Source organism: Nocardia sp. NBC_01377 (assembly GCF_045040005.1).
Taxonomy (GTDB): Bacteria; Actinomycetota; Actinomycetes; order Mycobacteriales; family Mycobacteriaceae; genus Nocardia; species Nocardia noduli.
In genome coordinates this window covers 2,009,505-2,031,195 of the sequence record NZ_CP109566.1, presented here as the reverse complement: position 1 = coordinate 2,031,195, position 21,691 = coordinate 2,009,505, and the positions used below count along the sequence as shown (strand labels likewise).

At 68.3% G+C, this 21,691-nt stretch carries 19 protein-coding genes and 1 pseudogene; 12 read left to right on the top strand and 8 right to left on the bottom strand.

Annotation, left to right across the window (positions count from 1 at the left end; genetic code table 11):
* Positions 1 to 231: 231 nt before the first annotated feature.
* The gene (locus OG225_RS09140) at positions 232 to 1,452 is read right to left on the bottom strand and encodes a cytochrome P450 (RefSeq protein WP_405181275.1); all 1,221 of its coding nucleotides are present in this window, start codon (positions 1,450 to 1,452) and stop codon (positions 232 to 234) included.
* Positions 1,453 to 1,465: 13 nt separating this feature from the next.
* Entirely contained in the window at positions 1,466 to 2,566 is a 1,101-nt protein-coding gene (locus OG225_RS09135; RefSeq protein ID WP_405181274.1) for a cytochrome P450, read from the bottom strand.
* Between the two features lie 942 nt (positions 2,567 to 3,508).
* On the opposite strand from OG225_RS09135, the gene OG225_RS09130 reads away from it, so the two are divergent.
* From OG225_RS09130 to OG225_RS09120, 3 genes are all read left to right on the top strand, one after another.
* Positions 3,509 to 4,261, top strand: a complete 753-nt coding sequence (locus tag OG225_RS09130) for an LGFP repeat-containing protein (RefSeq protein ID WP_405181273.1) — start codon at positions 3,509 to 3,511, stop codon at positions 4,259 to 4,261.
* Positions 4,262 to 4,348: 87 nt separating this feature from the next.
* The gene (locus OG225_RS09125; RefSeq protein WP_405183224.1) at positions 4,349 to 5,776 is read left to right on the top strand and encodes an MDR family MFS transporter; all 1,428 of its coding nucleotides are present in this window, start codon (positions 4,349 to 4,351) and stop codon (positions 5,774 to 5,776) included.
* Positions 5,777 to 5,788: 12 nt separating this feature from the next.
* Positions 5,789 to 6,823 (top strand): LLM class flavin-dependent oxidoreductase, encoded by a 1,035-nt coding sequence (locus tag OG225_RS09120; protein WP_405181272.1) that lies wholly within the window; start codon positions 5,789 to 5,791, stop codon positions 6,821 to 6,823.
* Between the two features lie 68 nt (positions 6,824 to 6,891).
* Here the strand turns inward: OG225_RS09120 and OG225_RS09115 are convergent, their stop codons facing one another.
* Complete coding sequence (locus OG225_RS09115; RefSeq protein ID WP_405181271.1) at positions 6,892 to 7,719, bottom strand: NADPH-dependent oxidoreductase; 828 nt, start codon at positions 7,717 to 7,719, stop codon at positions 6,892 to 6,894.
* 142 nt (positions 7,720 to 7,861) lie between these two features.
* On the opposite strand from OG225_RS09115, the gene OG225_RS09110 reads away from it, so the two are divergent.
* Positions 7,862 to 8,623 (top strand): siderophore-interacting protein, encoded by a 762-nt coding sequence (locus OG225_RS09110; RefSeq protein ID WP_405181270.1) that lies wholly within the window; start codon positions 7,862 to 7,864, stop codon positions 8,621 to 8,623.
* On the opposite strand, the gene OG225_RS09105 is transcribed toward OG225_RS09110, so the two are convergent.
* Entirely contained in the window at positions 8,536 to 9,273 is a 738-nt protein-coding gene (locus tag OG225_RS09105; RefSeq protein ID WP_405181269.1) for a YitT family protein, read from the bottom strand. The genes OG225_RS09110 and OG225_RS09105 overlap by 88 nt on opposite strands.
* 103 nt (positions 9,274 to 9,376) lie before the next feature.
* Here OG225_RS09105 and OG225_RS09100 point away from each other — a divergent pair, with 103 nt between their 5' ends.
* The 3 genes from OG225_RS09100 (at position 9,377) to OG225_RS09090 (ending at position 12,253) form a co-directional block, all read left to right on the top strand.
* Entirely contained in the window at positions 9,377 to 10,174 is a 798-nt protein-coding gene (locus OG225_RS09100; protein WP_405181268.1) for a class I SAM-dependent methyltransferase, read from the top strand.
* A 103-nt stretch (positions 10,175 to 10,277) separates the two neighbouring features.
* Positions 10,278 to 11,327: a Gfo/Idh/MocA family oxidoreductase gene (locus tag OG225_RS09095; protein ID WP_405181267.1), complete on the top strand. Its 1,050-nt coding sequence runs from the start codon at positions 10,278 to 10,280 to the stop codon at positions 11,325 to 11,327.
* A 119-nt stretch (positions 11,328 to 11,446) separates the two neighbouring features.
* Complete coding sequence (locus OG225_RS09090; protein ID WP_405181266.1) at positions 11,447 to 12,253, top strand: M50 family metallopeptidase; 807 nt, start codon at positions 11,447 to 11,449, stop codon at positions 12,251 to 12,253.
* Here the strand turns inward: OG225_RS09090 and OG225_RS09085 are convergent.
* Together OG225_RS09085 and OG225_RS09080 are read right to left on the bottom strand one after the other, a co-directional pair.
* Entirely contained in the window at positions 12,250 to 12,729 is a 480-nt protein-coding gene (locus OG225_RS09085; protein ID WP_405183223.1) for a gluconokinase, read from the bottom strand. The two genes, OG225_RS09090 and OG225_RS09085, sit on opposite strands and share 4 nt — an antisense overlap.
* 34 nt (positions 12,730 to 12,763) lie before the next feature.
* Entirely contained in the window at positions 12,764 to 13,342 is a 579-nt protein-coding gene (locus OG225_RS09080; protein WP_405181265.1) for a TetR/AcrR family transcriptional regulator, read from the bottom strand.
* Positions 13,343 to 13,501: 159 nt separating this feature from the next.
* Between OG225_RS09080 and OG225_RS09075 the strand changes: the two genes are divergently transcribed.
* On the top strand, positions 13,502 to 14,227 hold the full coding sequence (locus OG225_RS09075) for a TIGR03086 family metal-binding protein (RefSeq protein WP_405181264.1): 726 nt from the start codon (positions 13,502 to 13,504) through the stop codon (positions 14,225 to 14,227).
* Between the two features lie 359 nt (positions 14,228 to 14,586).
* Here the strand turns inward: OG225_RS09075 and OG225_RS09070 are convergent, their stop codons facing one another.
* The gene (locus tag OG225_RS09070) at positions 14,587 to 15,456 is read right to left on the bottom strand and encodes a VOC family protein (RefSeq protein WP_405181263.1); all 870 of its coding nucleotides are present in this window, start codon (positions 15,454 to 15,456) and stop codon (positions 14,587 to 14,589) included.
* 85 nt (positions 15,457 to 15,541) lie between these two features.
* Between OG225_RS09070 and OG225_RS09065 the strand changes: the two genes are divergently transcribed.
* The 4 genes and pseudogenes from OG225_RS09065 (at position 15,542) to OG225_RS09050 (ending at position 21,083) form a co-directional block, all read left to right on the top strand.
* Positions 15,542 to 16,489 carry an Lrp/AsnC family transcriptional regulator gene (locus OG225_RS09065; RefSeq protein WP_405181262.1) on the top strand — a complete coding sequence of 316 codons (948 nt, stop codon included), beginning with the start codon at positions 15,542 to 15,544 and terminating at the stop codon, positions 16,487 to 16,489.
* A 250-nt stretch (positions 16,490 to 16,739) separates the two neighbouring features.
* Positions 16,740 to 18,050 (top strand): annotated as a pseudogene (locus OG225_RS09060) (alkaline phosphatase D family protein); the annotation flags it as partial.
* A gap of 303 nt (positions 18,051 to 18,353) precedes the next feature.
* Positions 18,354 to 19,274 carry an LLM class F420-dependent oxidoreductase gene (locus OG225_RS09055; protein WP_405183222.1) on the top strand — a complete coding sequence of 307 codons (921 nt, stop codon included), beginning with the start codon at positions 18,354 to 18,356 and terminating at the stop codon, positions 19,272 to 19,274.
* A gap of 93 nt (positions 19,275 to 19,367) precedes the next feature.
* Complete coding sequence (locus OG225_RS09050) at positions 19,368 to 21,083, top strand: protein kinase domain-containing protein (RefSeq protein WP_405181261.1); 1,716 nt, start codon at positions 19,368 to 19,370, stop codon at positions 21,081 to 21,083.
* A gap of 58 nt (positions 21,084 to 21,141) precedes the next feature.
* Here the strand turns inward: OG225_RS09050 and OG225_RS09045 are convergent, their stop codons facing one another.
* Positions 21,142 to 21,351 (bottom strand): hypothetical protein, encoded by a 210-nt coding sequence (locus OG225_RS09045; protein ID WP_405181260.1) that lies wholly within the window; start codon positions 21,349 to 21,351, stop codon positions 21,142 to 21,144.
* Positions 21,352 to 21,691: the final 340 nt, after the last annotated feature.

Below are 21,691 nucleotides of genomic sequence, written 5' to 3'. Positions count from 1 at the left end.
TTCGCGGCCCCCTTTGTCTCGCGTCCGAGCGGTCGAGACTCGCGACTTCGTCGCATTGCTTCGACCGCTCGGACGCGAGACGGGCCGCGAACGGTCGCTCGTAAGACTCGCTCCGTGGGGGGGCTGGGAGAGGTGTGAAGCGGGCGTTCGGGTGTACCGGGAGATGAACTCGCCGTTGACCTTACGACCGGCGGACGAGGGGGCTGCGGCAGGCGGGGGTGGGATCTGACGTCAGGTCAGGTAGACGGGGAGGGTTCGGTGGCCGTTCGATACGAAGCTGCCTACGGGGTCCAGCTCCTCGGAGGGCACTGCCAGGCGCAGGTTCGGGAATCGGGTGAAGACGGCGGGGAGGGCGATGGCGGCCTCGAGGCGGGCGAGAGGTGCTCCGATGCAGTGGTGGGCGCCGTGGCCGAAGGACAGGTGGTCCTTGGTAGCGCGGTGGATGTCGAAGGCGGCGGCGGTGGGGCCGTAGACACCCGGGTCGCGGCCCGCGGCGGCGTAGGACGCGAGGATGGGCTCGCCCTTGGGGATCAGGATGCCCTCGACCTCGATGTCCTCGACGGCGTAGCGCAGTGGGATGTGGGCCGCGGGCGCCTCGTAGCGCAGGGTCTCCTCGACCACGTCGGACCACGAGGCCCGGCCTTCGACGACCTCGGCGCGCTGCTCGGGGTGGGTCAGCAGGGCGAAGATGGCCTGGTCGAGCAGGTTCACGGTGGTCTCGTGTCCGGCGTTGATGACCAGGATCAGGGTGTCGACGAGTTCCTTCTCGGTCAGACGCGAACCGTCGTCCTCGTCACGGGTGGCGATCAGGACGCTGGTGACGTCGTCGCCGGGCGTCTCGCGCCGGTAGGCGACGAGTTCGCTCACGAGCCGGTACATCTCCAGGTAATTGGCCAGCGCCTCTTCGGGGCCGAAGGACATGTCGAAGAAGCCGTCGACACATGTGTGCATGCCGGGGCCGAGATGGTCGGGCACGCCCATCATCTCGGTGATGACCCGGATCGGCACCGGATAGGCGTAGGCCTGGCGCAGGTCGACGGGCTCACCGTTCGGGACCTGCCCGAGCCGATCGAGCAGTTCGGCGATGATCTCCTCGATCCTCGGGCGCAGCGCGGTGGAACGCCGGTGGGTGAACGCGGGTGAGACCAACCTGCGCAGCCTGCGGTGCTCGGGGCCGAACGCGGTGAACATATTGTCGACCGCGACCCACGCGTGCAGCGGCCACGCCTCGGTGATCTCACCGTTGATGAACGCGGACCAGTGCTGACGCGCGTCCTTGGACACGCGGGAATCGGCGAGCAGACTCTTCAGGACCGCGGCGTCGGTCACCGACCAGGCGGTCACACCGCCCGGTAATCCCACCGCCGCGACCGGTCCCGCGGCCCGGATCCTGCTCGACTCGCCCTGGATGTCCGCGCCGGTCGGATCCAGGGCGATCGGTTGATTTTCCATGGGGAGGAACTCCTTACAACGGATTCACCGGGGGAGACGGTGGAAAGACGACCGGCAGCGCGGCGAGCGCACGGTGGAACGGGCCGGGGCGCCACGCCAACTGGTCGGCGGGCACGGCGAGGTCCAATTCGGGCAGGGCATCGAGCAATTGGTCGATGGCGTCCTGCACGATCATGTAGGCCACGGATTTGGCCGGACAGGCGTGCGGGCCCGCGCTCCAGGCCAGGTGCGCGCGATTGCCGGTCCGGTCACCGCCGCGGATGGCGGGATCGTTGTTGCAGCCGGACAGGCTGATGACGACCGGCTGATGGGCGGGCAGCCAGGTGTTGTCGATGAGGATGGGCTGCCTCGGATAGGTCGTGCAGAAATTCGCCATCGGCGGGTCGTTGAACAGCACCTCGTCCAGGGCGTCACGGGTCGAGAGCGCGCCGCCGAGGACATTGCCGCCGAACCGTTCATCGGTGACCATGAGCAGCAACGTGTTGGCGATGAGATTCTGCTGGGGTTCGATACCCGCGCCGTAGAAACTGATCAGCTGACTCAGCATCTCGGTGTCGTCCAGACCTGCCGGGTGGTGGGCCAGGCGGGAGGTGACGTCGTCGCCGGGTTCGGCGCGCCGCAGCGCGATCAACTCGAGCAGCGCCGTGCTGAGCATCTCCATGCCGCGCGCCGCCTCGACGGTGTCGAAGAGCATCGCCATACCGGTGGCCACGCGCTGACCCAGTTCGGGCGAGCAGCCGACCATCTGGTTCAGCACTTCGAAGACGAGCGGAAACGCGTACTGGGACACCAGATCCGCCGATCCGGTGGTGCAGAAGGCGTTGATCAGCGGAACGGCGATCGTCTCGATCTTGGCGTGCAGGGCGTGCAGGTCGATCCCGTCGATCGCGCCGACGTAGGCCTGCCGGTAGCGCGTATGCGCGGCGCCACTGTTACGCAACGCGTTCGGATGCCATTCCATCATCGGCTTGACCGGGGAATCGGCGGGGATGCTGTCCTGCCAGCCGCGCGGATCGGCCGGGAAGTGATCGGGATCGTTGAGAACCCGCAGTGCGGTCTGATAACCGAGTACGAGGGTCGCGGGAACACCCGGCGCGACTTCGATCGGGGCCATCGATCCGTACTGCCTGCGCATCTCTCGATACGCGGCGTGTGGGTCCGCGGCGAATTCGGACGTGTGCAGGGGTAGTCGGGGTCCGTCGGTGTCGACCGGCGATCCGTGCTGGACCGGGCACAGACCCGAATCGACGGCTCGGGGCGTGAATGCGGCTGAACGTGGGTTGCTCAAAAGATATGACTCCAAGTGGTGGAACAGGATGTCGCCCGGGCGACGGGGGCGAGTGTCGGTGTCTGCCTCAACTGTCCCGCTCGACCTTCCCTCGCACCGCCGACCCCGGTGACCCCGGTGACCCCGGACGTGGGGTCCGATCGCGCACCGGGACCGCGGCAGGACGCGGCGGATCGTCCGAAGCGACCCACAGTGCCTACGGAACAGGCAGTTTCACAGATCGAAGCGATCGAGCGCGCGTACCCACCAGTCGTCCGAAACCCGACCGGCCATCCACGGTATCAGTACCGAACCGGCGGCAAGCCGGATGCGTCAACAAGATTCGACAGTCACTTCGGCTGCCCGGCTTCGGGAACGTCGACGCGTTCGATCGTGGTACGAATCCACGTCGCCGCCAGGCGTCTGGGTAGCCGGATTCTCGGATATGTTCTACTACTTGGCTTTCCATCGGCCCGTGCCTGCTTCCCGAGCGGAATGCCGTGCGGGCCGATTACGCCCGACAGACCCGGCGGCCGGGTCCTCCGGCGGATATCCTTCTCCAGCGAGACACGGTGCGGCAAGAATCATCGGTCCGATTCACCCGCGACTGTTCGCGCCCGTGCCGCGCGAGGACGCACAGATCGCGGGCGGCGGACCTGCCGTCGCCCCGGCGCGGGACCACACGGGCCGTGCCCGGCACCGACACTGCGGCTGGTAGCTTCGGGTGAGCATTGCCGAATGTCGGGCGCAAACCCACGGCTACCGATTCCACGTCTCCAGGGGAGTTCTATGGCACGGCCACTTCGCACACACACTCCGTTCGGATCGCGCCGCCGCGGCGCGTTGGCGCTGTCCGCCGTGGCCGCAGGTCTGATGCTGACCGCGACGACGGCGGGCGCACGGCCGATCGGCCCCTTCGAGGTCGGTGGCGCGATCGAGGTGGAATACGACCGGCAGGGCGGACCCGCGGTCTTCGGCGATCCGACCGCTCCCGAAGCCGACGCGGCGCGCGGCGGGAAGTTCCAGACGTTCGCGCGCAATGCCGCGATCTACTGGCAGCCCGATACCGGGGCGCATTCGGTGAACGGCGCGATCCGCGATAAATGGACCGAACTCGGCACCGAGACCGGGACGCTCGGATACCCGGTTACCGCCGAGCAAGTCACACCGTCCGGTTCCGGGCGTTTCAACCACTTCGAACGCGGATCGATCTACTGGTCGCTCGGCACCGCCGCGCACCAGGTCGGCGGACCGATCCGGGACAAATGGGCGGCCACCGGCTGGGAGAGCGGCCCGCTCGGATACCCGCTGACCGACGAGGCCGCCGCCAAGAACAACGGCAGATACAACCTGTTCACCGGCGGCGCGATCTACTCCTCGCCGAGTACCGGCGCCCACGCCGTCTGGGGCGCGCTGCGCGACGACTGGGTCCGGGCGGGCGCGGAGAACGGCCGCTACGGCTATCCGACCAGCGACGAATACGACTACCAGGGCGGCAAGGCGCAGGACTTCCAGGGCGGCCGCATCACCTGGGTGCCGTGACCGGATAATTCGGTGCGGGAATAGCCTCGTCGCGGATACGTTCGTCCGAATGGTCGGATGAATGAGCGAGAGGGGCCGCCGGTGGCGATCGGAACAGTGGATTCGGCGGATTCGGCCATCGGATTCCGATCGGAACGGGGACCGATCCTCGCGGCGCTGATGTTGTCGACCGGACTGGTCGCGCTGGATTCGACGATCATCGCCACGGCGGTCCTGAGCATCACCGACAGTCTCGGCGGCTTCTCGCAATTCCCCTGGCTGTTCTCGATCTACCTGCTGGCCCAAGCCGTCACGGTGCCGATCTACGGCAAACTGGCCGACACCGTCGGGCGTAAACCGGTGATCCTGTTCGGCATCGTGGTCTTCGCCCTCGGGTCGCTGCTGTGCGGCCTGGCCGGAAATATGGTGCTGCTGATCATCTTCCGCGCGGTACAGGGAATCGGCGCGGGTGCGATCCAGCCGATGACGATGGTGATCGCGGGCGACCTCTACACACTGTCCGAACGGGCCAAGGTGCAGGGCTATCTGGCCAGCGTCTGGGCGATGTCCGCGGTGCTCGGCCCGCTGCTCGGCGGCGTCTTCGCCGAGTACGTCAGCTGGCGGTGGATCTTCCTGGTGAATCTGCCGCTCTCGGCGGTGGCGGGATGGATGCTGCTGCGCAGTTTCCGCGAGACCGCGCCGCGCACGCGCACCAGCGTCGACTACCTGGGCGCGGGCCTGCTGACCGTCGCGGCCGGATCGCTGATTCTCGGACTGCTCGAAGGTGGTCAGGCCTGGGCGTGGTCCTCGCCGATCAGTATCGGGATCTTCGCGGCCGGGTCGCTGGTCCTGGTGCTGTTCGTGCTCGTGGAACGCGCCGCGGAGAATCCCGTGCTGCCGCTGTGGGTCTTCACCCGGCGTGTGGTGATCGCGAGCAGCCTGGTGTCGGTGCTGGTCGGCGCGATCGTCCTCGGACTCACCTCCTATGTCCCGACCTTCACCCAGGGGGTCCTCGGCACCGGGGCGCTGGTGGCAGGTCTCACGGTCGGCGCGCTCACCCTCGGCTGGCCGCTGGCCGCGTCCCAGGCGGGAAAGGTGTACCTGCGTATCGGTTTCCGCGGCACCGCGCTCATCGGCAGCGGACTGGCCACCCTCGGCGCCGCGAGCACACTGCTGATCACCGAGGATTCCACGCTGGCGCAGGTCGCGGCGTCGTGTTTCCTGGTCGGCGCGGGTATGGGCATGGTCGCGACCCCCACCCTGATCGCCGCCCAGACCAGCGCCGAATGGGCCGAACGCGGTGTGGTGACCTCGGCCAACATGTTCGCCCGTTCGCTGGGCAGCGCCGTGGGCGTCGCGGTGTTCGGCGCGATGGTCAATTCCCGGATCGGCGACACCGACCACCCCGAGCCCGCGATCCTGGCCGAAGCGGTGCACCTGGTCTTCCTCGCGATCGCCGCGATGGCGGTGGTCATGGTCGCCGCGGCGGCGATGATGCCGGGCCGGGCGGTCGTCGATCCGGCGGCGGTGAAATAAGGCGCGGGTCCGATGACGTTGGGTCTTGATGTCATCCCACGACTAGGAGCCGCATTGCTTGACGTCCCGCTGTCAGTTCTGGATCTGGCGCCGGTGGAGGCCGGTCGTACCGCGGGCGAAGGGCTCGCGGCCACGACGGAGGTCGCGCAGCGCACCGAGGCGCTCGGATATCACCGCTTCTGGGTGGCCGAGCACCACAACATGCCCGGGATCGCGAGTTCGGCCCCGAGCGTGCTGCTGGCACATCTGGCCGCCGCCACCTCGACCATTCGTATCGGATCCGGCGGTGTGATGCTGCCCAATCACGCGCCGCTCGTTGTCGCCGAACAATTCGGAACACTGCACGCCCTGCATCCGGGCCGGGTCGATCTGGGCATCGGACGCGCGCCGGGTACGGATCAGGCGACGGCGCTCGCGCTGCGGCGCACCAGGGAGGGACTCAACGCCGATTCGTTCCCGCAGGAACTCGCGGCCCTGCTGCGCTACTTCCGCGGCACCGACTCCGCCGGAATCACCGCGACACCCGGACTCGGCGAGCAGCCCGATATCTGGCTGCTCGGCTCGAGCGGTTTCAGCGCGCAGGTGGCGGCGCTGCTCGGCCTGCCGTTCGCCTTCGCCCACCATTTCTCCGCCGCCAATACCGAACCGGCGCTGGCGCTGTATCGCGAGCAGTTCCGGCCCTCGGAACATCTGGACGAGCCGTACGCGATGGTCGCGGTCGCCGTGGTCTGCGCCGACACCGACGAGCGGGCCGAGGAATTGGCGCTGCCGCGCGACCTGGCATTCCTGCATCTGGCCGGTGGCAGGCCGCAGGCGCTGCCGACCCCGGAGGAGGCGGCGCGATATCCGCTCAGCGACCGGGAGCGGCAGTTCATCCTGTCGCGCCACGAAGGCCAGGCGCTCGGCTCACCCGAGACCGTGCGGCGCCAGCTCGGCGAACTGATGGAACGCACCGACGCCGACGAGCTGATGATCAACACGCTCGTCTACGACGTCGAGGATCGGGTGCGTTCCTTCGAACTCGTCAAGGAGAAGGTCGCCGCGTGATCGAGGTCGGCGTGATCGCGGGCCGCGCGATCGGGGCCCGCGTGCGTCGCCGACCGCCCGATTCGCGGTCAGCGCAGTCGGAATCCCTGTTTGAACAGGGATTCACGCAGCGTGTGCCGTCCGTTCAGGCTCGCCTCGGAGGCGAGCCTGGTCAGCACCCGATCGGTCCACGAATGCGAAAGTTCTTGTTCGGCATAGAATTGCGCGATCCGCCCCTCGTATTCGGTGACGTGATCGCGCTGCGTCTCGAGGCCGTAGGTCTCGTGGTGCAGCACCGCCTGCTGCGGCAGGCGCGGCTTGACCCTCGCGTCCTCGGCGGGATCGGGGTGACCGACCACGAGACCGAAGACCGCGAAAACATGTTCGGGCAGACCGATTTCGGCCGCGACGACCTCGGGCTTGTTGCGCAACGCCCCGATGTAGACGGTGCCGAGCCCGAGCGATTCCGCGGCGACGACGGCGTTCTGCGCGGCCAGCGCGGCATCGATGAAACCTACGTAGCTGGACTCGAGGTAGTCCGCGCCGTCGAGCGGGGCATCCCGGTCGCCCGCGAGCTGACGCAGCCGCGCGAAATCGGCGGTCCAGACCAGCAGTACCGGCGCTTGCAGAATATGTCGCTGATCACCCGCCACCGCCGCCAGGCGCGCTTTGCGTTCCTGATCGCGGACCGCCACGACACTCCACACCTGGAGATTGGACGAGGTGGGCGCCGACTGGGCCGCGGACACCAGCAGCCGCAGGGTGTCGTCGGAGACCGGATCGGGCAGATACCTGCGCACCGATCGGTGCTCGTGCAGAACCTGGAGGACCGGATTCCAGTGCGCGGGATCGGCCGGGGCGTCGCCCCGGTATCGCTGCGCGACGATGTGGGCGGGGGTCGGCACGGTCTGCGTCATGAATCGTCATCCTGGCCCGTGGAACACCGCGTGTCTGCGGTAAGCGTCACGCTGAACCGAACCCGATCACCCTGCCGTCGACCGTGAGCGACGGGTACTGTTGGTTAGGCATACCTAATTTATCGAACTTTCGGAGGCAATCTTGGCGCGACCCCGCACCACCCTCACCGTGCAACGCACCGAGTGGCTGACCCCGCATCTCATCCGGGTCCACCTCGGCGGACCGGGCTTCGCCGCGTTCCGTCCCAGCGAATTCACCGACTCCTACGTGAAATTCATCTTCGACCGCGACGGCGTCGAGGTGCTGCGCACCTATACCGTCCGCTCGGTCGATCCGGTCGCCGGACAGTTGGCCGCCGATTTCGTCTATCACGGCGGCGAGGGTGTCGCCGGCCCCTGGGCCGCGACGGCGGAACCGGGCCAGACCATCGATCTCTACGGACCGGGCGGAGCGTACTCGCCGCGCGCCGACGCCGACTGGCATCTGCTTGCGGGCGACGAGGCTGCGCTGCCCGCCATCGCCGCGGCGCTGGAGGCCATGGAGAGCTCCGCCGTCGGACGTGTCTTCGTCGAGGTCGGCGAGCCCGATGACGAACTTCCGCTGGTCAAGCCGGACGGCGTCGAACTCACCTGGCTGCATCGCGGCAGTCGCGAACCGGGCGAGGCGCTCGCCGAGGCGGTGCGCGCGGCGCCGTGGAACGACGGACAGGTCCAGGTCTTCATCCACGGCGAGGCGCAGGCTGTCATGCGGGATCTGCGCCGCTACATCCGACGCGAACGCAACGTCTCCGCCGAGTGGGCCAATTCGATCTCCGGCTACTGGCGACGCGGCCGCACCGAAGAAGGTTTCCGCGAATGGAAAGCCGCGCTCGCGACCGAGGAATCCGCGCCCGCCGCGAGTTGAGCATCTGCCGAGGCCGGGGCGGGATCCGCCCCCGCCGCGACGGGTTCGGCGGGGTCCTCGGCGCGGAAGCCCGGCAGGCGGCCGTGGACCGAGGGGATCATGAGCTGGATGAGCGGCCCGATCCCCAACGCGTAGACGACCGTCCCTATCCCGACGCTGCCGCCGAGTATCCAGCCGACGGACAGCACCGTCACCTCTATACCCGTGCGTATCAACCGAACCGAGAGACCCGTGCGGCGAACCAGACCCGTCATCAGTCCGTCGCGGGGCCCCGGTCCCATCCCCGCACCGATATAGAGCACCGTCGCGGCGGCATTGAGCACCACGGCCACGAGCATCGCGCCGAGCCGCACCGGCAGCTCGTGCCATTGCGGCAGCAGCCACAATCCGATGTCGACCGAGATCCCGATCACCACGACATTGCTGACGGTCCCGAGCCCCGGCCGCTGTCGCAGCGGGATCCAGGCCAGCAGCACGACCACTCCCGTGACCGCCGTCACCGCCCCGAAACTCAGCGGGACGTGCCCCGCGATCCCCTGGTGGAAGACGTCCCACGGATCCAGCCCGAGTCCGGCCCGCACCATCACAGCCATGGAGAACCCGTACAACCAGAGTCCGGAATACAGCGCGGCGAGCCGCCGAAACAACATCACTCCAGCCTGACGGCTACTGGCTCCCGAAAACAGGGCCACTCCCCGACTACTGGACCGACTCCCGACGAGGCGGCCGGGTATCCACCTCTACCATGAACGCATGGGCACCGATCGTGAGGTACTGCGCGCGACTTTCGACACCGCCGCAGCACATTACGGGGATGCGCGACCGGGCTATCCCGACGCGCTGTTCACCGACCTGATCGCCGCGACCGGGGTGACCCCCTCCGCCGCGCTGCTCGAAATCGGTTGCGGTCCGGGCACAGCCACCATCGCGCTGGCCGGAGCGGGTTTCGCGATCACGGCGGTCGAACTCGGTGCGGCGATGGCGGCGACGGCACGGCGACGGCTGGCCGAATTCCCTCGGGTCTCGGTGATCACCTCGGCGTTCGAGGAATGGGATCCGGGACGGGAGGTCGCGTTCGACCTGATCTACGCGGCCACCGCGTGGAAATGGGTCGACCCGACCGTGAAGTACGCACGTGCCGCCGCGCTGCTGCGCCCCGGCGGTCATCTCGCGGTATGGGCCGCCGATCATGCCTTTCCCGAAGGATTCGACCCGTTCTTCACCGAGATCCAGCGGGTCTACGACGAGATCGGCGAGAGTGTCCCCGCGTGGCCGCCGCCCCCGCCCGACGAGCGGATCGACACCACCGCGGACGAATTCGTCGACTCGGGCCGTTTCGAGGTGACCGCGTCACACCGCTACCTGTGGTCGATCGACTATTCGGCGGATTCCTATATCGCACTGCTCGACACCTTCTCCGGCCATATCGCGATGTCCCCGGTGAAGCGCGAGTACCTGTACCGCGAGATCCGCCGCCGCCTGGCCGAACGTCCGGACGACCGGCTGACCCGGCACTGGTCCGCGACGCTCACCGTCGGACGACGCCGCTGAGACAACACCGCCGAGACAACGCCGCGAGAACCGTCCTGACACCTCGCGCGACAGATCTCCCGGCTGCGATACGGACCGCCGCGAGGCCGGTAGCGTCGCGGTGATGAGCATCCTCGAGGTCGGCGTCGTCGGATACGGACTCGCCGGATCGGTTTTCCACGCGCCGCTGATCGCCGCGGAGCCGCGGACGCGGCTGGCGACCGTGGTCACCAGGTCGGCGCGGCGGGCCGAGCAGGCACGCCGGGATCATCCGGGCGTGCGCGTCGTACCGGACGTGGACGCGCTCTTCGAGGACATCGGCGCGCTGGATCTGCTCGTGATCGCGTCGCCGAACGACACCCACGCGCCGTTGGCGCAGCGCGCGCTGCGGGCCGGGGTCGCCGTCGTGGTGGACAAACCGTTCGCCGTGACCTCCGCCGAGGCCGAGGAGGTGCTCGCCGCCGCGCAATCGGCCGGTGTCGCGCTGTCGGTCTTCCAGAACCGGCGCTGGGACGGAGATTTCCTGACCGTCGGCGGCCTGATCGCTTCCGGGCGACTGGGCGAGGTACGACGATTCGAATCCCGGTTCGAGCGGTGGCGGCCGGTGTCCAAGGGTGGCTGGCGCGAGAGCGCGGCGCCCGAGCAGGGCGCCGGGCTGCTGTTCGATCTCGGCAGCCATCTCCTCGACCAGGCCTTCGCCCTGTTCGGTCCGGTGCACTCGGTGTACTGCGAACTCGACCGACGACGCGAGGGGATCCGGACCGACGACGACGTCTTCCTCGCGCTCACCCACGCCTGCGGGGTGCGCTCACACCTGTGGGCGAGCGCGGTCACACCGCTGCTCGGACCCCGATTCCGGGTGCTCGGTTCGACAGCGGGCTATCGCAGTTTCGGACTCGATCCGCAGGAGGAGGCATTGCGCGCGGGACGCCGTCCCGGTGACGAGGGTTGGGGCGCTGTCGAATCCGATCGGTGGGGGTCCTTCGGCGCGGAACCCGATCTCGCGCCCGAGCCCACCCTCCCCGGTGACTATCCCGCCTTCTACGCCGCGATGGCCGCCGCCGTACTCGACGGCACACCGGTCCCCGTCGACCCGTACGACGCGCTCGTCACCACTCGACTGCTCGAAGCCGCGCGGGAATCGGCGCAGACCGAGCGGATCGTGCGGGTCTGATCCCGCGCCACGCCCGACCCGCGGGCATATCCGCGCGATCGGCGACGGAACACCGCGGCAGACCGCATCCTGGAACATGGGCCCGAGCGGGCACGCGGTTCGGCGGATAGGGTGCGGCGGTGGACAGAGCGGAACTGGTCGATCGCGGCGCCTCCATCGCGGATCGGCTGACGACAACGCAAGTACCGCCACCGTGGTGGCTGGTGGTCGTGACCGGGTTGGTCGCCCTGGTCCTCGTGGCCTACGGGCCGCTGTGGCGGATCACGCGCAATGTGGTGACCATCGCGCACGAGGGCGGGCACGCCCTGATCGCGCTGCTCACCGGACGCCGCCTCGACAGCATCACCCTGCATTCGGACACCTCGGGTCTGACCGTCTCCAGCGGAAAACCCTACGGCCCGGGCATGATTCTCACCGCCATGGCGGGCTATCCCGCTCCCCCGCTGCTCGGCCTCGGTTTCGCGGCGCTGCTCGGCGCGGAGCGCATCACCTTGATGCTGTGGACCTCCATCGTGTTGCTCGCCGCGGTGCTGATCAAAGTGCGCAACATCTACGGCCTGTGCACCGTCTTCGCGCTCGGCGCGACGATTTTCGCGGTGTCGTGGTTCGGCACCGATACCGTGCAGGCCGCGGTCGCCTTCCTCGGCGCCTGGTTCCTGCTCCTCGCCGGGGCACGGCCGGTGATCGAATTGCAGCGCGGACGTTCCCGGCGACTGCGCAACACACCGCACAACGTCGGCTCCGACGCCGACCAATTGGCCGGGCTCACCCGCATTCCCGGCATCCTGTGGGTGCTGTTCTTCGGCGCGATCGCCGTCGCGGCACTGGTGGTCGGCGGCGGCCTGCTGCTCTCGGACGCGACCGGGGTGTGTATTCCGGTGGTGTCGGGTGAATCGTGCCGGCCCCCGACCTTGACGAGTGGCTAGCCCGCGCGCGCGGCCAGCGCGGCTATCACCGTCGGAACCAGTTCGGCCGGTGGACGTGTCGCGTCGACGGTAAGACCGCGCTCGTCGGCGGCGAGCGGTCGCAGGGTGTCGAGTTGGGAGTCCAGGAGTGTCGCGGGCATGAAATGACCACCGCGGGCACGTATTCGGCGTTCGAGTTCGGCGCGGTCGACATCGAGATGCACGAAGAAGGCGGGCGCCGCCGCGCGCAGGCGGTCCCGATACCCGCGCTCGAGCGCCGAACAGGCGACGACGCCGCCCGAGAGGCGATGCGCGGCCAGCCAGGCGGCGACGGCGTCGAGCCACGGAATCCGGTCGGCGGTGGTCAGCGCGACCCCCGCGGCCATCTTCTCGATATTCGCCGCCGGGTGGAAATCGTCGCCGTCGGCGTAGTCGATCCCGAGCGCGGCGGCCAGGCGCGGACCGACGGTCGACTTGCCCGACGCGGACACCCCCATCACGACGACGATCGGCGGCCTGCGTTCCCCGTGCTCAGTCACGCGCGTACAGGGTGCTCATCCAGATATGAGTGAGCACGTCGACCAACTGTTCCTCATCGTTCAACGGCGCGACGTCGATGGCCGCCAGATAGTGCAGACGTTCACCGAGCCAGGTCAGCGCGGTCGCGAGCGCCTTCGTGTCCGGAATATCGTCGCGCAGCACCCCGGCCGCGGCGTCGGCCTCCGATCTGGCCTCGGTCGTGGCCGTGAACGTACTCATCTGTTCCAGCCACAATTCGGCCAAACCCGGGTCGCTGCGCCAGTTCTCGACGATCGCGCGCAGGATGTGCGGGTGTTCGCGCCACAGCCGCGCACTCTCGGCGACCCCGTAGCGAATCGTGTTGCGCCGCTCACCTTCCGCCTCGTGTCCGAGTGACGGGTGTGCCGCGGCGTGTCCGCGCGCGACGGTCCGGCGCACGAGTTCGGCCAGTACCTCGTGTTTGCTCCCGAAGTGGAAATAGAAGGTGCCGCGAGCCACGTCGGCGCGGGTCAGGACGTCGGCCACGCTGAACTCGTTGAAGGACCGCTCGGCCAGCAACTCGCTGGTCGCGTCGAGAATATGCTGTCGCACCGATCTTCCCTGCCCCCGGCGCGGACGTCGCGGGGTCGATTCACCTGCGGTCACCATCGCGAAACCGTAGCAACAATTCCGAACATAGTGTCTATACATACATAGATTAATGCTGTCCGGAGGCCTCAGCTCGAGGCGCGCCGACCAGGGAGACGCACCATGAACACCAGCGGATTACGGCGCGCGTTCACCACCACCCGCGCCGTTCTCGCGGTCGTCCGAGACGACCAGTTCGACGCGCCGACGCCATGCGCTTCCTGGAACGTGGGCGCTCTGATCCGCCACGTGATCGACGCGGCGCGCGCGGCCCGCGACGCGATCGACGGCATCACCGATCGGGTCGCCGACACCGGCGAGGACCACACCATCGGCGACTATCTCGACGCGTACGACGACGGCATTCGAAAGACGCTGGCCGCCTTCGAAACTCTGCGCGCCGACACCTCGCTGTTCGGCGGCCGTCTCTCCGCGAGCGCGCTACTGGTCATGTCGACCCAGGACCAGTTCATCCACGGCTGGGATCTCGCTCGCGCGGTGGAACATTCGACGAATCTGGATCCGGAACTGGCCGACGGACTGCTCGCCCACGCCGGACCTGGGTGCTCGACGGTCACCGCGGCGCCGACGGCGTCGGCCTCTTCGGACCGGCGGTCCGGACATCCTCCGAGTACCCCGCCGATCGACTCGCCGCGTTCCTCGGACGTGAGATGTGACCGCGCGCCCGAGGCCGTGAGGTCACTGCATCCAGCCCCGTGCCACCATGATGTGTTCGGCGAGATCCTCGATCGTCATCATCTCGGGATGGCTGTAGTACATCAACTCGAAGCGGCGTTGGCGCCAGTGCGTCGGGTCCACGCGTCCCGAGTCGCTTGTGTCGCACAATGATTCGAGACGGCCGAGATCGAACGGTTCCTTTCCGCGCGCGTGGGCGTCGGCTTTCACCGCGGCCAGGCGTTCGGATCGCGTCGAATCCTGACGCTGCCATACATGCGCCGCGAAACGGCGCGCGTCATCGACGTCCACCGTCGCCCTCCTATCCGCTCACGCGACCGGGCCCGACCACCTTCGATGTCCATCCGTGCACAAGGCCACCGCTGGCGATTGTTCGCCCCGACATTTCCGATACGTACGCATCCCACCTGCACCCCTCGGCCGAACGTCGATCAGAGTAGCGCGGTTCCACTCCGCTATCCAGGGATCGCCGCCACCGTTCCCGCGACCACCGCTCACCCGACACCACCGCCTCATCCGGTGAAGAACAGGCCCGCCCCGCAGGCATCGCGCGCCGAGACGAAGAATCCGTCACCGGTCGGCTGGATCGGGATGCCGTGGTCCTCGACGATATCGCGCGCCTCGGCGGCGTCGGCGACGCGGATCGTCATGGCCGCGAGGTAGGAGTCGGCGGGAACCGGTTCGCCCGGCAGTACCTTCTCGGCATCGGCGGCCCGCACGAATTCCATGTGGACGGGACCGGTTCGGAGCAGCGTCAGCGGTCCCTCCTCGTACGGGGGCAGTTCGAGGATGTGCACGTAGCGGTCGACGATCGCGTCGAAGGCGTCCTCGCTCGCGACGATCAGAACCGCGCCGATCCCGCGCGCCCCGTTGTCGTGGACGAGAGAGCGCGGCCGGTGCACGTGGTCGCGCGTGCGATGTTGAGCGAGGCCGAGAAATCCCTCCGGTGTCGAGCGCGGGTCGATACGCACCGCCTTCGCCCGGACGGTGCGGACGCCGTCCTCGGTGTCGACATCGCGGGCCAGATCGAGCACCCCGGAGGTGCGCAACCCCGCCGCCGCCAACCGCTCGGCGGAGACGACGGCATCGGCTGTTTCCAGGTTCAACAGGCGCAGCCCCTCGTAGCGCTCGATCATGGCGCGGGTGTGCCACGGATCGGGAGCGGATTCGTCGACGATCCCGAGCAGTTCGATGGAGGAGTCACCGAACAGGACGCATCGGTCGACCGCGCGTCCAGGCACCGTCGGCTCACCGGGGCCCGCACCGAGCAGATGCCGCGAGTGCGGGCTCACGGTGAATCCGAGTTCGGTGTAGCGCCGTGCCAGCCCGTCGAGATCGCGAGTGACGATCCCGGCGTGGTGAAAACCCGATACTTCTGTCATGGCTGCGAGCCTGCGGCCGGGCGTCGTGCGCGTCACCGGAATATCGCCGCCACGCCGCAATCCGACACTGTCCTAGTCTGGAGCGGTGGATTCGGTCACCCTGGACGCCGTCGATCGTGGACTGCTGCACGCGCTCCAGGTCGACGGGCGCGCGCCGTTCAGCAGGATCGCGGAGGTTCTCGACGTCGCCGACCGGACGGTCGCGCGTCGTTTCGCTCGCCTGCGCGCGCACGGACTCGCCCGCGTCACCGGCGTTCCCGACAGCGGGCGGATCGGATACGCCGAATGGTTCCTCCGGATCCGCGTGCGTCCCGGCGGTGCCGCCGCCGTCGCCGGGGAACTGGCCCGCAGACCGGACACGGCGTGGGTGATCGTCCTGTCCGGTGGGAGCGAGGTGACCGCGATCCTGCGGGTCGACGGCCAACAGCCGCCGCCGGTGGCGTCGCTGAGTCGCGCGCCGCAGGTCGTCTCGCTCGACACCCAGCGACTGCTGCGCCACCTGACCGACAGACAGTGGCCGGGCCGGACCTCCGCGCTGACCCCGGATCAGATTCTCGCGCTGTCGACACCGCGATCGGAGGAATCGGGCCGGGTCGCGCTGACCGATCTCGACCGCCGTCTACTGCCCGCGCTGGCACGCGACGGCCGGACCGACTACCAGCACCTGGCCCGTGGGCTCGGCTGGTCCGATTCGGCGGTACGGCGGCGACTGGAAGAGTTGCGCCGCAACCGGGTTCTGCGCTTCGACGTCGAAGTCGATGCCGCCGTACTCGGGTTCCCGGTCCAAGCGGCGCTCTGGCTCGACGTCGCTCCCGCACACCTGCTCGCGGTGGGGCGCGCGCTCGCCACGCACCCGGAGATCGCGCACGCGTGCGCGACGACCGGATCGCACAGCATCGTCGCCGTCGCGGTGTGCCGGGATTCGGAGGGACTGTTCGGCTATCTCACCGAACGCATCGGCGCGATCGACGGGGTGCGGCACGTGGAGACCGCGCCGATCACCTCGATCGTCAAACGCGCGGCGCCCGTCTGAGCGACCGATCCGGGGCGCACGCACGAGCGTCACGGCGGGCTACCCACCGAGCCCGATCGTCGGCGAAAGCACCGAATATCTCCTGGTAGGAGCACGCCCGACGGCAATCGGAGGTAGGTCCTCCGCTTTTCGTGTACCGTCGAGTACGAGCTTGTCCCGTCGGCAGTTGTTGAATATCGGCACCGCCGGATCGGCGGCGCTACTGGTGGGAACATCGGCGGTCAGCAGCAGCCGATTCCGCGCCCCACGAATGTCGGGCGACCCGTTCACCCTCGGGGTCGCCTCGGGTGACCCCACGCCCGACGGCGTCGTGCTGTGGACCCGGCTCGCCCCCGATCCGTTCGCGCCGGGCGGTATGGGGATGAGGCCGGTGACCGTGGAATACGAGGTCGCCGAGGACGAGCGGTTCGCCCGGGTCGTGCGTCGCGGCGCGGCGGTGGCGACCAGGGAACTGGCCCACAGCGTGCACCCGGAGGTCGACGGATTGGCGCCGGATCGCTGGTACTACTACCGATTCCGCGCGGGTTCGGCGATCTCACCGGTCGGCCGGACACGAACCGCGCCCGCCTACGACAGTCACCCCGACCGACTACGTTTCGTGTTCGCGTCCTGTCATGCCTGGAGCGACGGCTACTACACCGGTTACGAGCACATCGCCGCCGAGGACATCGATCTGGTCGTGCACCTGGGCGATTACGTCTACGAGGACGCCGTATCCGGTCGGCGCACCGGCAGGACGGTCGAATCGCACCTGCGCCCGGAGGCCCGCGACCTGGCGGACTACCGGCTGCGCTACGCGCTGTCCAAGGTCGAGCAACCACTACAACGCGCCCACGCGCTGTTTCCGTGGCTGGTCACGATGGACGATCACGAGGTCGACGACAACTGGGCGGCGGGTTCCTCCGGGATCGATGCCGATATCGACATCCTCCCCGTGGTGTTCCGGGCGCGCCGCGCCGCCGCGTTCCGCACCATGTACGAACACCAGCCGCTACGCCTGGCGCAACGACCCTCGGGCACCCACATACATCTGCACCGTCGCTATCACTACGGCGATCTGGCCGACTTCACCATGCTCGACACCCGCCGGTACCGCACCCGGCAGAGCAGTCTCAACGGAGACATCACCACCGAACGCGAGGACCGCACCGCCGCCGACCGCACGATTCTGGGCGGCGCGCAACGGGACTGGCTCGTCGACGGATTCGCACGCTCTCGCGCCCGCTGGCAGATCATCGGCAACCAGGTGCCGCTGGGCCAGACCGATCACGACCCCGGACCGGCCACCGCCGTGTCCACCGACGCTTGGGACGGCTACGTCGCCGACCGCAACGCCCTGCTCGGCGCCGCCACCGACCGCGACGTCGGCAACCTCGTCGTCATCACCGGTGACCGGCACGAGAACTACGCCTGCGACCTGCGCCGCGACTACGCCGATCCCGACTCCCCCGTGGTCGGCACCGAATTCACCGGCACCTCGCTGACCAGTGGCGGTGACGGCGTCGACATCTACGACCACGGACGGCGTCTGCTCGACGCCAACCCGGACCTGAGATTCTTCAACGCCCAGCGCGGTTACGTCCGCGTCGAGGTCGACCGACAGCTGTGGCGCAACGACTTCCGGGTCGTGCCCTACGTCGAGAGACCCGGAGCGCCGGTCCACACCCGCGCGACCTACGTCGTGCGGGACGGAATTCCCGGAGTCGTCGAGGCGTGGCGACCCGACCACTCCACCGACCGGGATGCCGAGTGGCGCGCGACGGCGGAGCACCGTCCGCCCCCGCACGCCCGTCTACGACGAGGTGTGATCACATGGAACACACAAATACCGCGAATTCGCTGGAGGTTGTGTGTGTCGGAATCCATGAAATTGCGCATTTTCACCGAGCCGCAGCAGGGCGCGAACTACGATGCGCTGCTGACCGTGGCGAAGACCGCCGAGCAGTTGGAGTTCGACGCGTTCTTCCGTTCGGACCACTATCTCGCCATGGGCGACTCGGACGGGCTGCCGGGCCCCACCGACGCCTGGATCACCCTGGCCGGGCTCGCGCGCGATACCGAGCGCATCCGGCTCGGCACCCTGGTCACCGCCGCCACCTTCCGACTGCCCGGCCCGCTGGCCATCCAGGTCGCCCAGGTGGACCAGATGTCCGGCGGCCGGGTGGAACTCGGTCTCGGCAGCGGATGGTTCGCCGAGGAGCACGCCGCCTACGGCATCCCGTTCCCCGCCGACAAATTCGCCCGACTCGAGGAACAGCTGGCGATCATCACCGGGCTGTGGTCGACCAAACTCGGCGACACCTTCGATTTCGACGGCAAGTACTACCGGCTCGCCGATTCGCCCGCGCTGCCCAAACCGGCGCAGGATCCGATCCCCGTCGTCATCGGCGGCACCGGCACGACCCGCACCCCGGCGCTCGCGGCGGAATACGCGACCGAATTCAATATGCCGTTCTCGTCCGCCGAGGATTCGGCCCGGCAGTTCGAGCGGGTGCGGGCGGCCGCGCGGGCACGCGGACGCAGGCCCGAGGATCTGGTCTATTCGAACGCGCTCGTGGCGTGCGTCGGCGCGAACGACGCGGACGTGGCGCGGCGTGCCGAGGCGATCGGGCGCGACGTGGCGGAGTTGAAGGCCAACGGGCTGGCGGGCTCGCCCGCCGAAGTGGTCGACAGGATCGGCGCCTATGCCGCTGTCGGCACGAGCCGGATCTACCTGCAAATCCTCGATCTGCACGATCTCGCGCACCTGGAGCTCATCGCCTCCGAGGTGAGCTCACAGCTCTGAGCGACGGTCGATATGTCCGCGGATGACGCCTACCGCGGGCCGGGTGGGTAGCCTTTCGAATGTTCGGTCCGTTCGAAGGGAACAACGTTCGCGATGCAACCGCTTGGCATGGACGATCCGCGACGGATCGGTGACTACCGGCTGCTGGGCGTGCTCGGCTCCGGCGGGATGGGCCGGGTGTATCTCGGGCGCAACGCGGGCGGGCGCACGGTCGCGGTGAAGGTGATCCGGCCCGATCTCATCGGCGACGGCGAATTCCGGATGCGTTTCCGGCGCGAGGTGACCGCGGCGCGGCGGGTCGACGGGCGATTCACCGCGCCGGTGCTCGATGCCGACGTCGACGCGAATCCGCCGTGGCTGGCGACCGGCTACGTCGCGGGTTTCTCCCTCTCCGAAGCGGTAGAGCGGTTCGGCACCTTCACCGAGGACGCGGTGAAGGTGCTCGCGCGCGGCCTAGCCGAAGCTCTCGCCGCCATCCACGGCGCGGGGGTGGTGCACCGCGATCTGAAACCGTCGAATGTGCTGCTCGCGCTGGACGGTCCGAAGGTGATCGATTTCGGCATCGCGCGTGCCGTCGAGGACACCGCGCTCACCACGACCGGCAAGGTGATCGGTTCGCCGGGTTTCATGTGTCCGGAGCAGGTGACGGGCGAATCCGTGGTGCCCGCCAGCGACATATTCGCTCTCGGTGGGATTCTGGTGTTCGCGGCCACCGGACACGGCCCGTTCGGGACCGGCGACACGGTGCACATGCTGTGGCGGGTGGTCTACGAGGAGCCGCGACTCGACGCCGTCCCCGAACGCCTCAGACCGCTCATCGCGTCCTGCCTGTCCAAGGATGTCGCCGCACGGCCGACGCCCCGGCAACTGATGGAGCAACTCGACCTGCTCGGGGTCCCCCGGGACGGCGGATGGCTCCCGAGTCCGGTCGTACACGAGGTGAGCCGCCGCGCCGTGCAGCTGCTCGACCTGGACTCCGGCCCCCACGACCTGCCCCACGAGATCCGATCACACTCCCCCGCAACCGGTTCCGGGTCCTTCACACCGCCACCGACCGCACAGCCCCCGTACACGGGGCCCCCGCGACAGCACACGGGGTACGGCCCCGGAGGCGATCCCTCGGCCCCCGGTCGTCACGAACCCACCCGGCACAACACGCCGCCCCCGTCCCCGGTGTGGCAGACGCCGCAGGGCTCGACGCAGCCCGGATCGATGCCACAGCCGGGCAGATACGACGCCCAGTCCGCACCACCGCCGCCGACGAAGAACCGCACACGTGCCGCGCTGATCGCCGGACTCCTCGTCGTCGCGATCGCCGTCGCCTTCGGCGCCTTCTTCATCGGCACCCGGCTGCACAACGATTCGAAAGACAGTGCCGACAGCTCCGAGACCAGCACCGAGGAGTCCACCGACACCGAATCGACCGACATCACCGAACCGGAGTCGACCAGCGCCTCGTCGGATACACATGTACCGCAGGCTTTTCTCGGCAGCTGGCGCGGAACCGCGAAGGACGCCGTGTTCACCTTCGATATCGAAGTGGTCCTCGGTGAAGGCGGAATCGGTGACGAGGTCGGCGAGTCGGCGAACACCGGCAAGCTGGCGGGCGCGCGCTGTGTGCGCGCGGAAAGCCTCAATTCCGCGAACGAGACAGAGATAGTTCTGACTGCCCGATTGACCGAGAACGGCGGCGGCTGTCTCGACGACGGCTCCCAATCCACGCTGACGTTGCAGGCAGACGGCTCATTGTCCTATACGACATCCGGTCTCGCCGGCCCCATGACCGGAGTACTGCGCAAGGTCCAGTAGTTCATGAACCATCCGCTGCGGCACGCCTGGGCGCACCACGTCGCCCGGGCTTCAGGCCCTAGCGGTTGACCGACAACACGTGTCCGTCAAGCCGCCCACCTTGGCAGATCGTTATCGTCCCCTTCGGCGGATTGTATTGGGTGACAACCCTGCCACCGCCCGCGATACAGTACTCGGTGAGGGTCTGCGCCGCGGCGACACCCGTGGTCCCCACGATCACCGACGCCGCCGCACTCACGGACACCACGAAATAGAGCAACTTACGCATAGTGCAATCCCCTCCGTAACGGTTGAAGCAGATATCGTCCTCATACGTGATCACACGGAACAGATACCGCTAGCTCGACCTACACAGCAGACCGAACTCCCCTTGTGTACGCTGCCGAAAACGTCGGAATACACTCCCCCGCCAGCATCTACAACCTACCAAAAGCGTTCGTGGTACACAATATTCGCGCGATCGGAGACAGTGCAGCGCGGACTGCCGCCGCTACACGGCGTGCAACGCCGCATATGTCCGGCGCAGAACGGGCGGCATCGCGACACTGCTCGAGTGCCGAGTCCGAACTTCCCGCCTCCTTGGCATCGGTCGCACCCCCCGGGAGCGA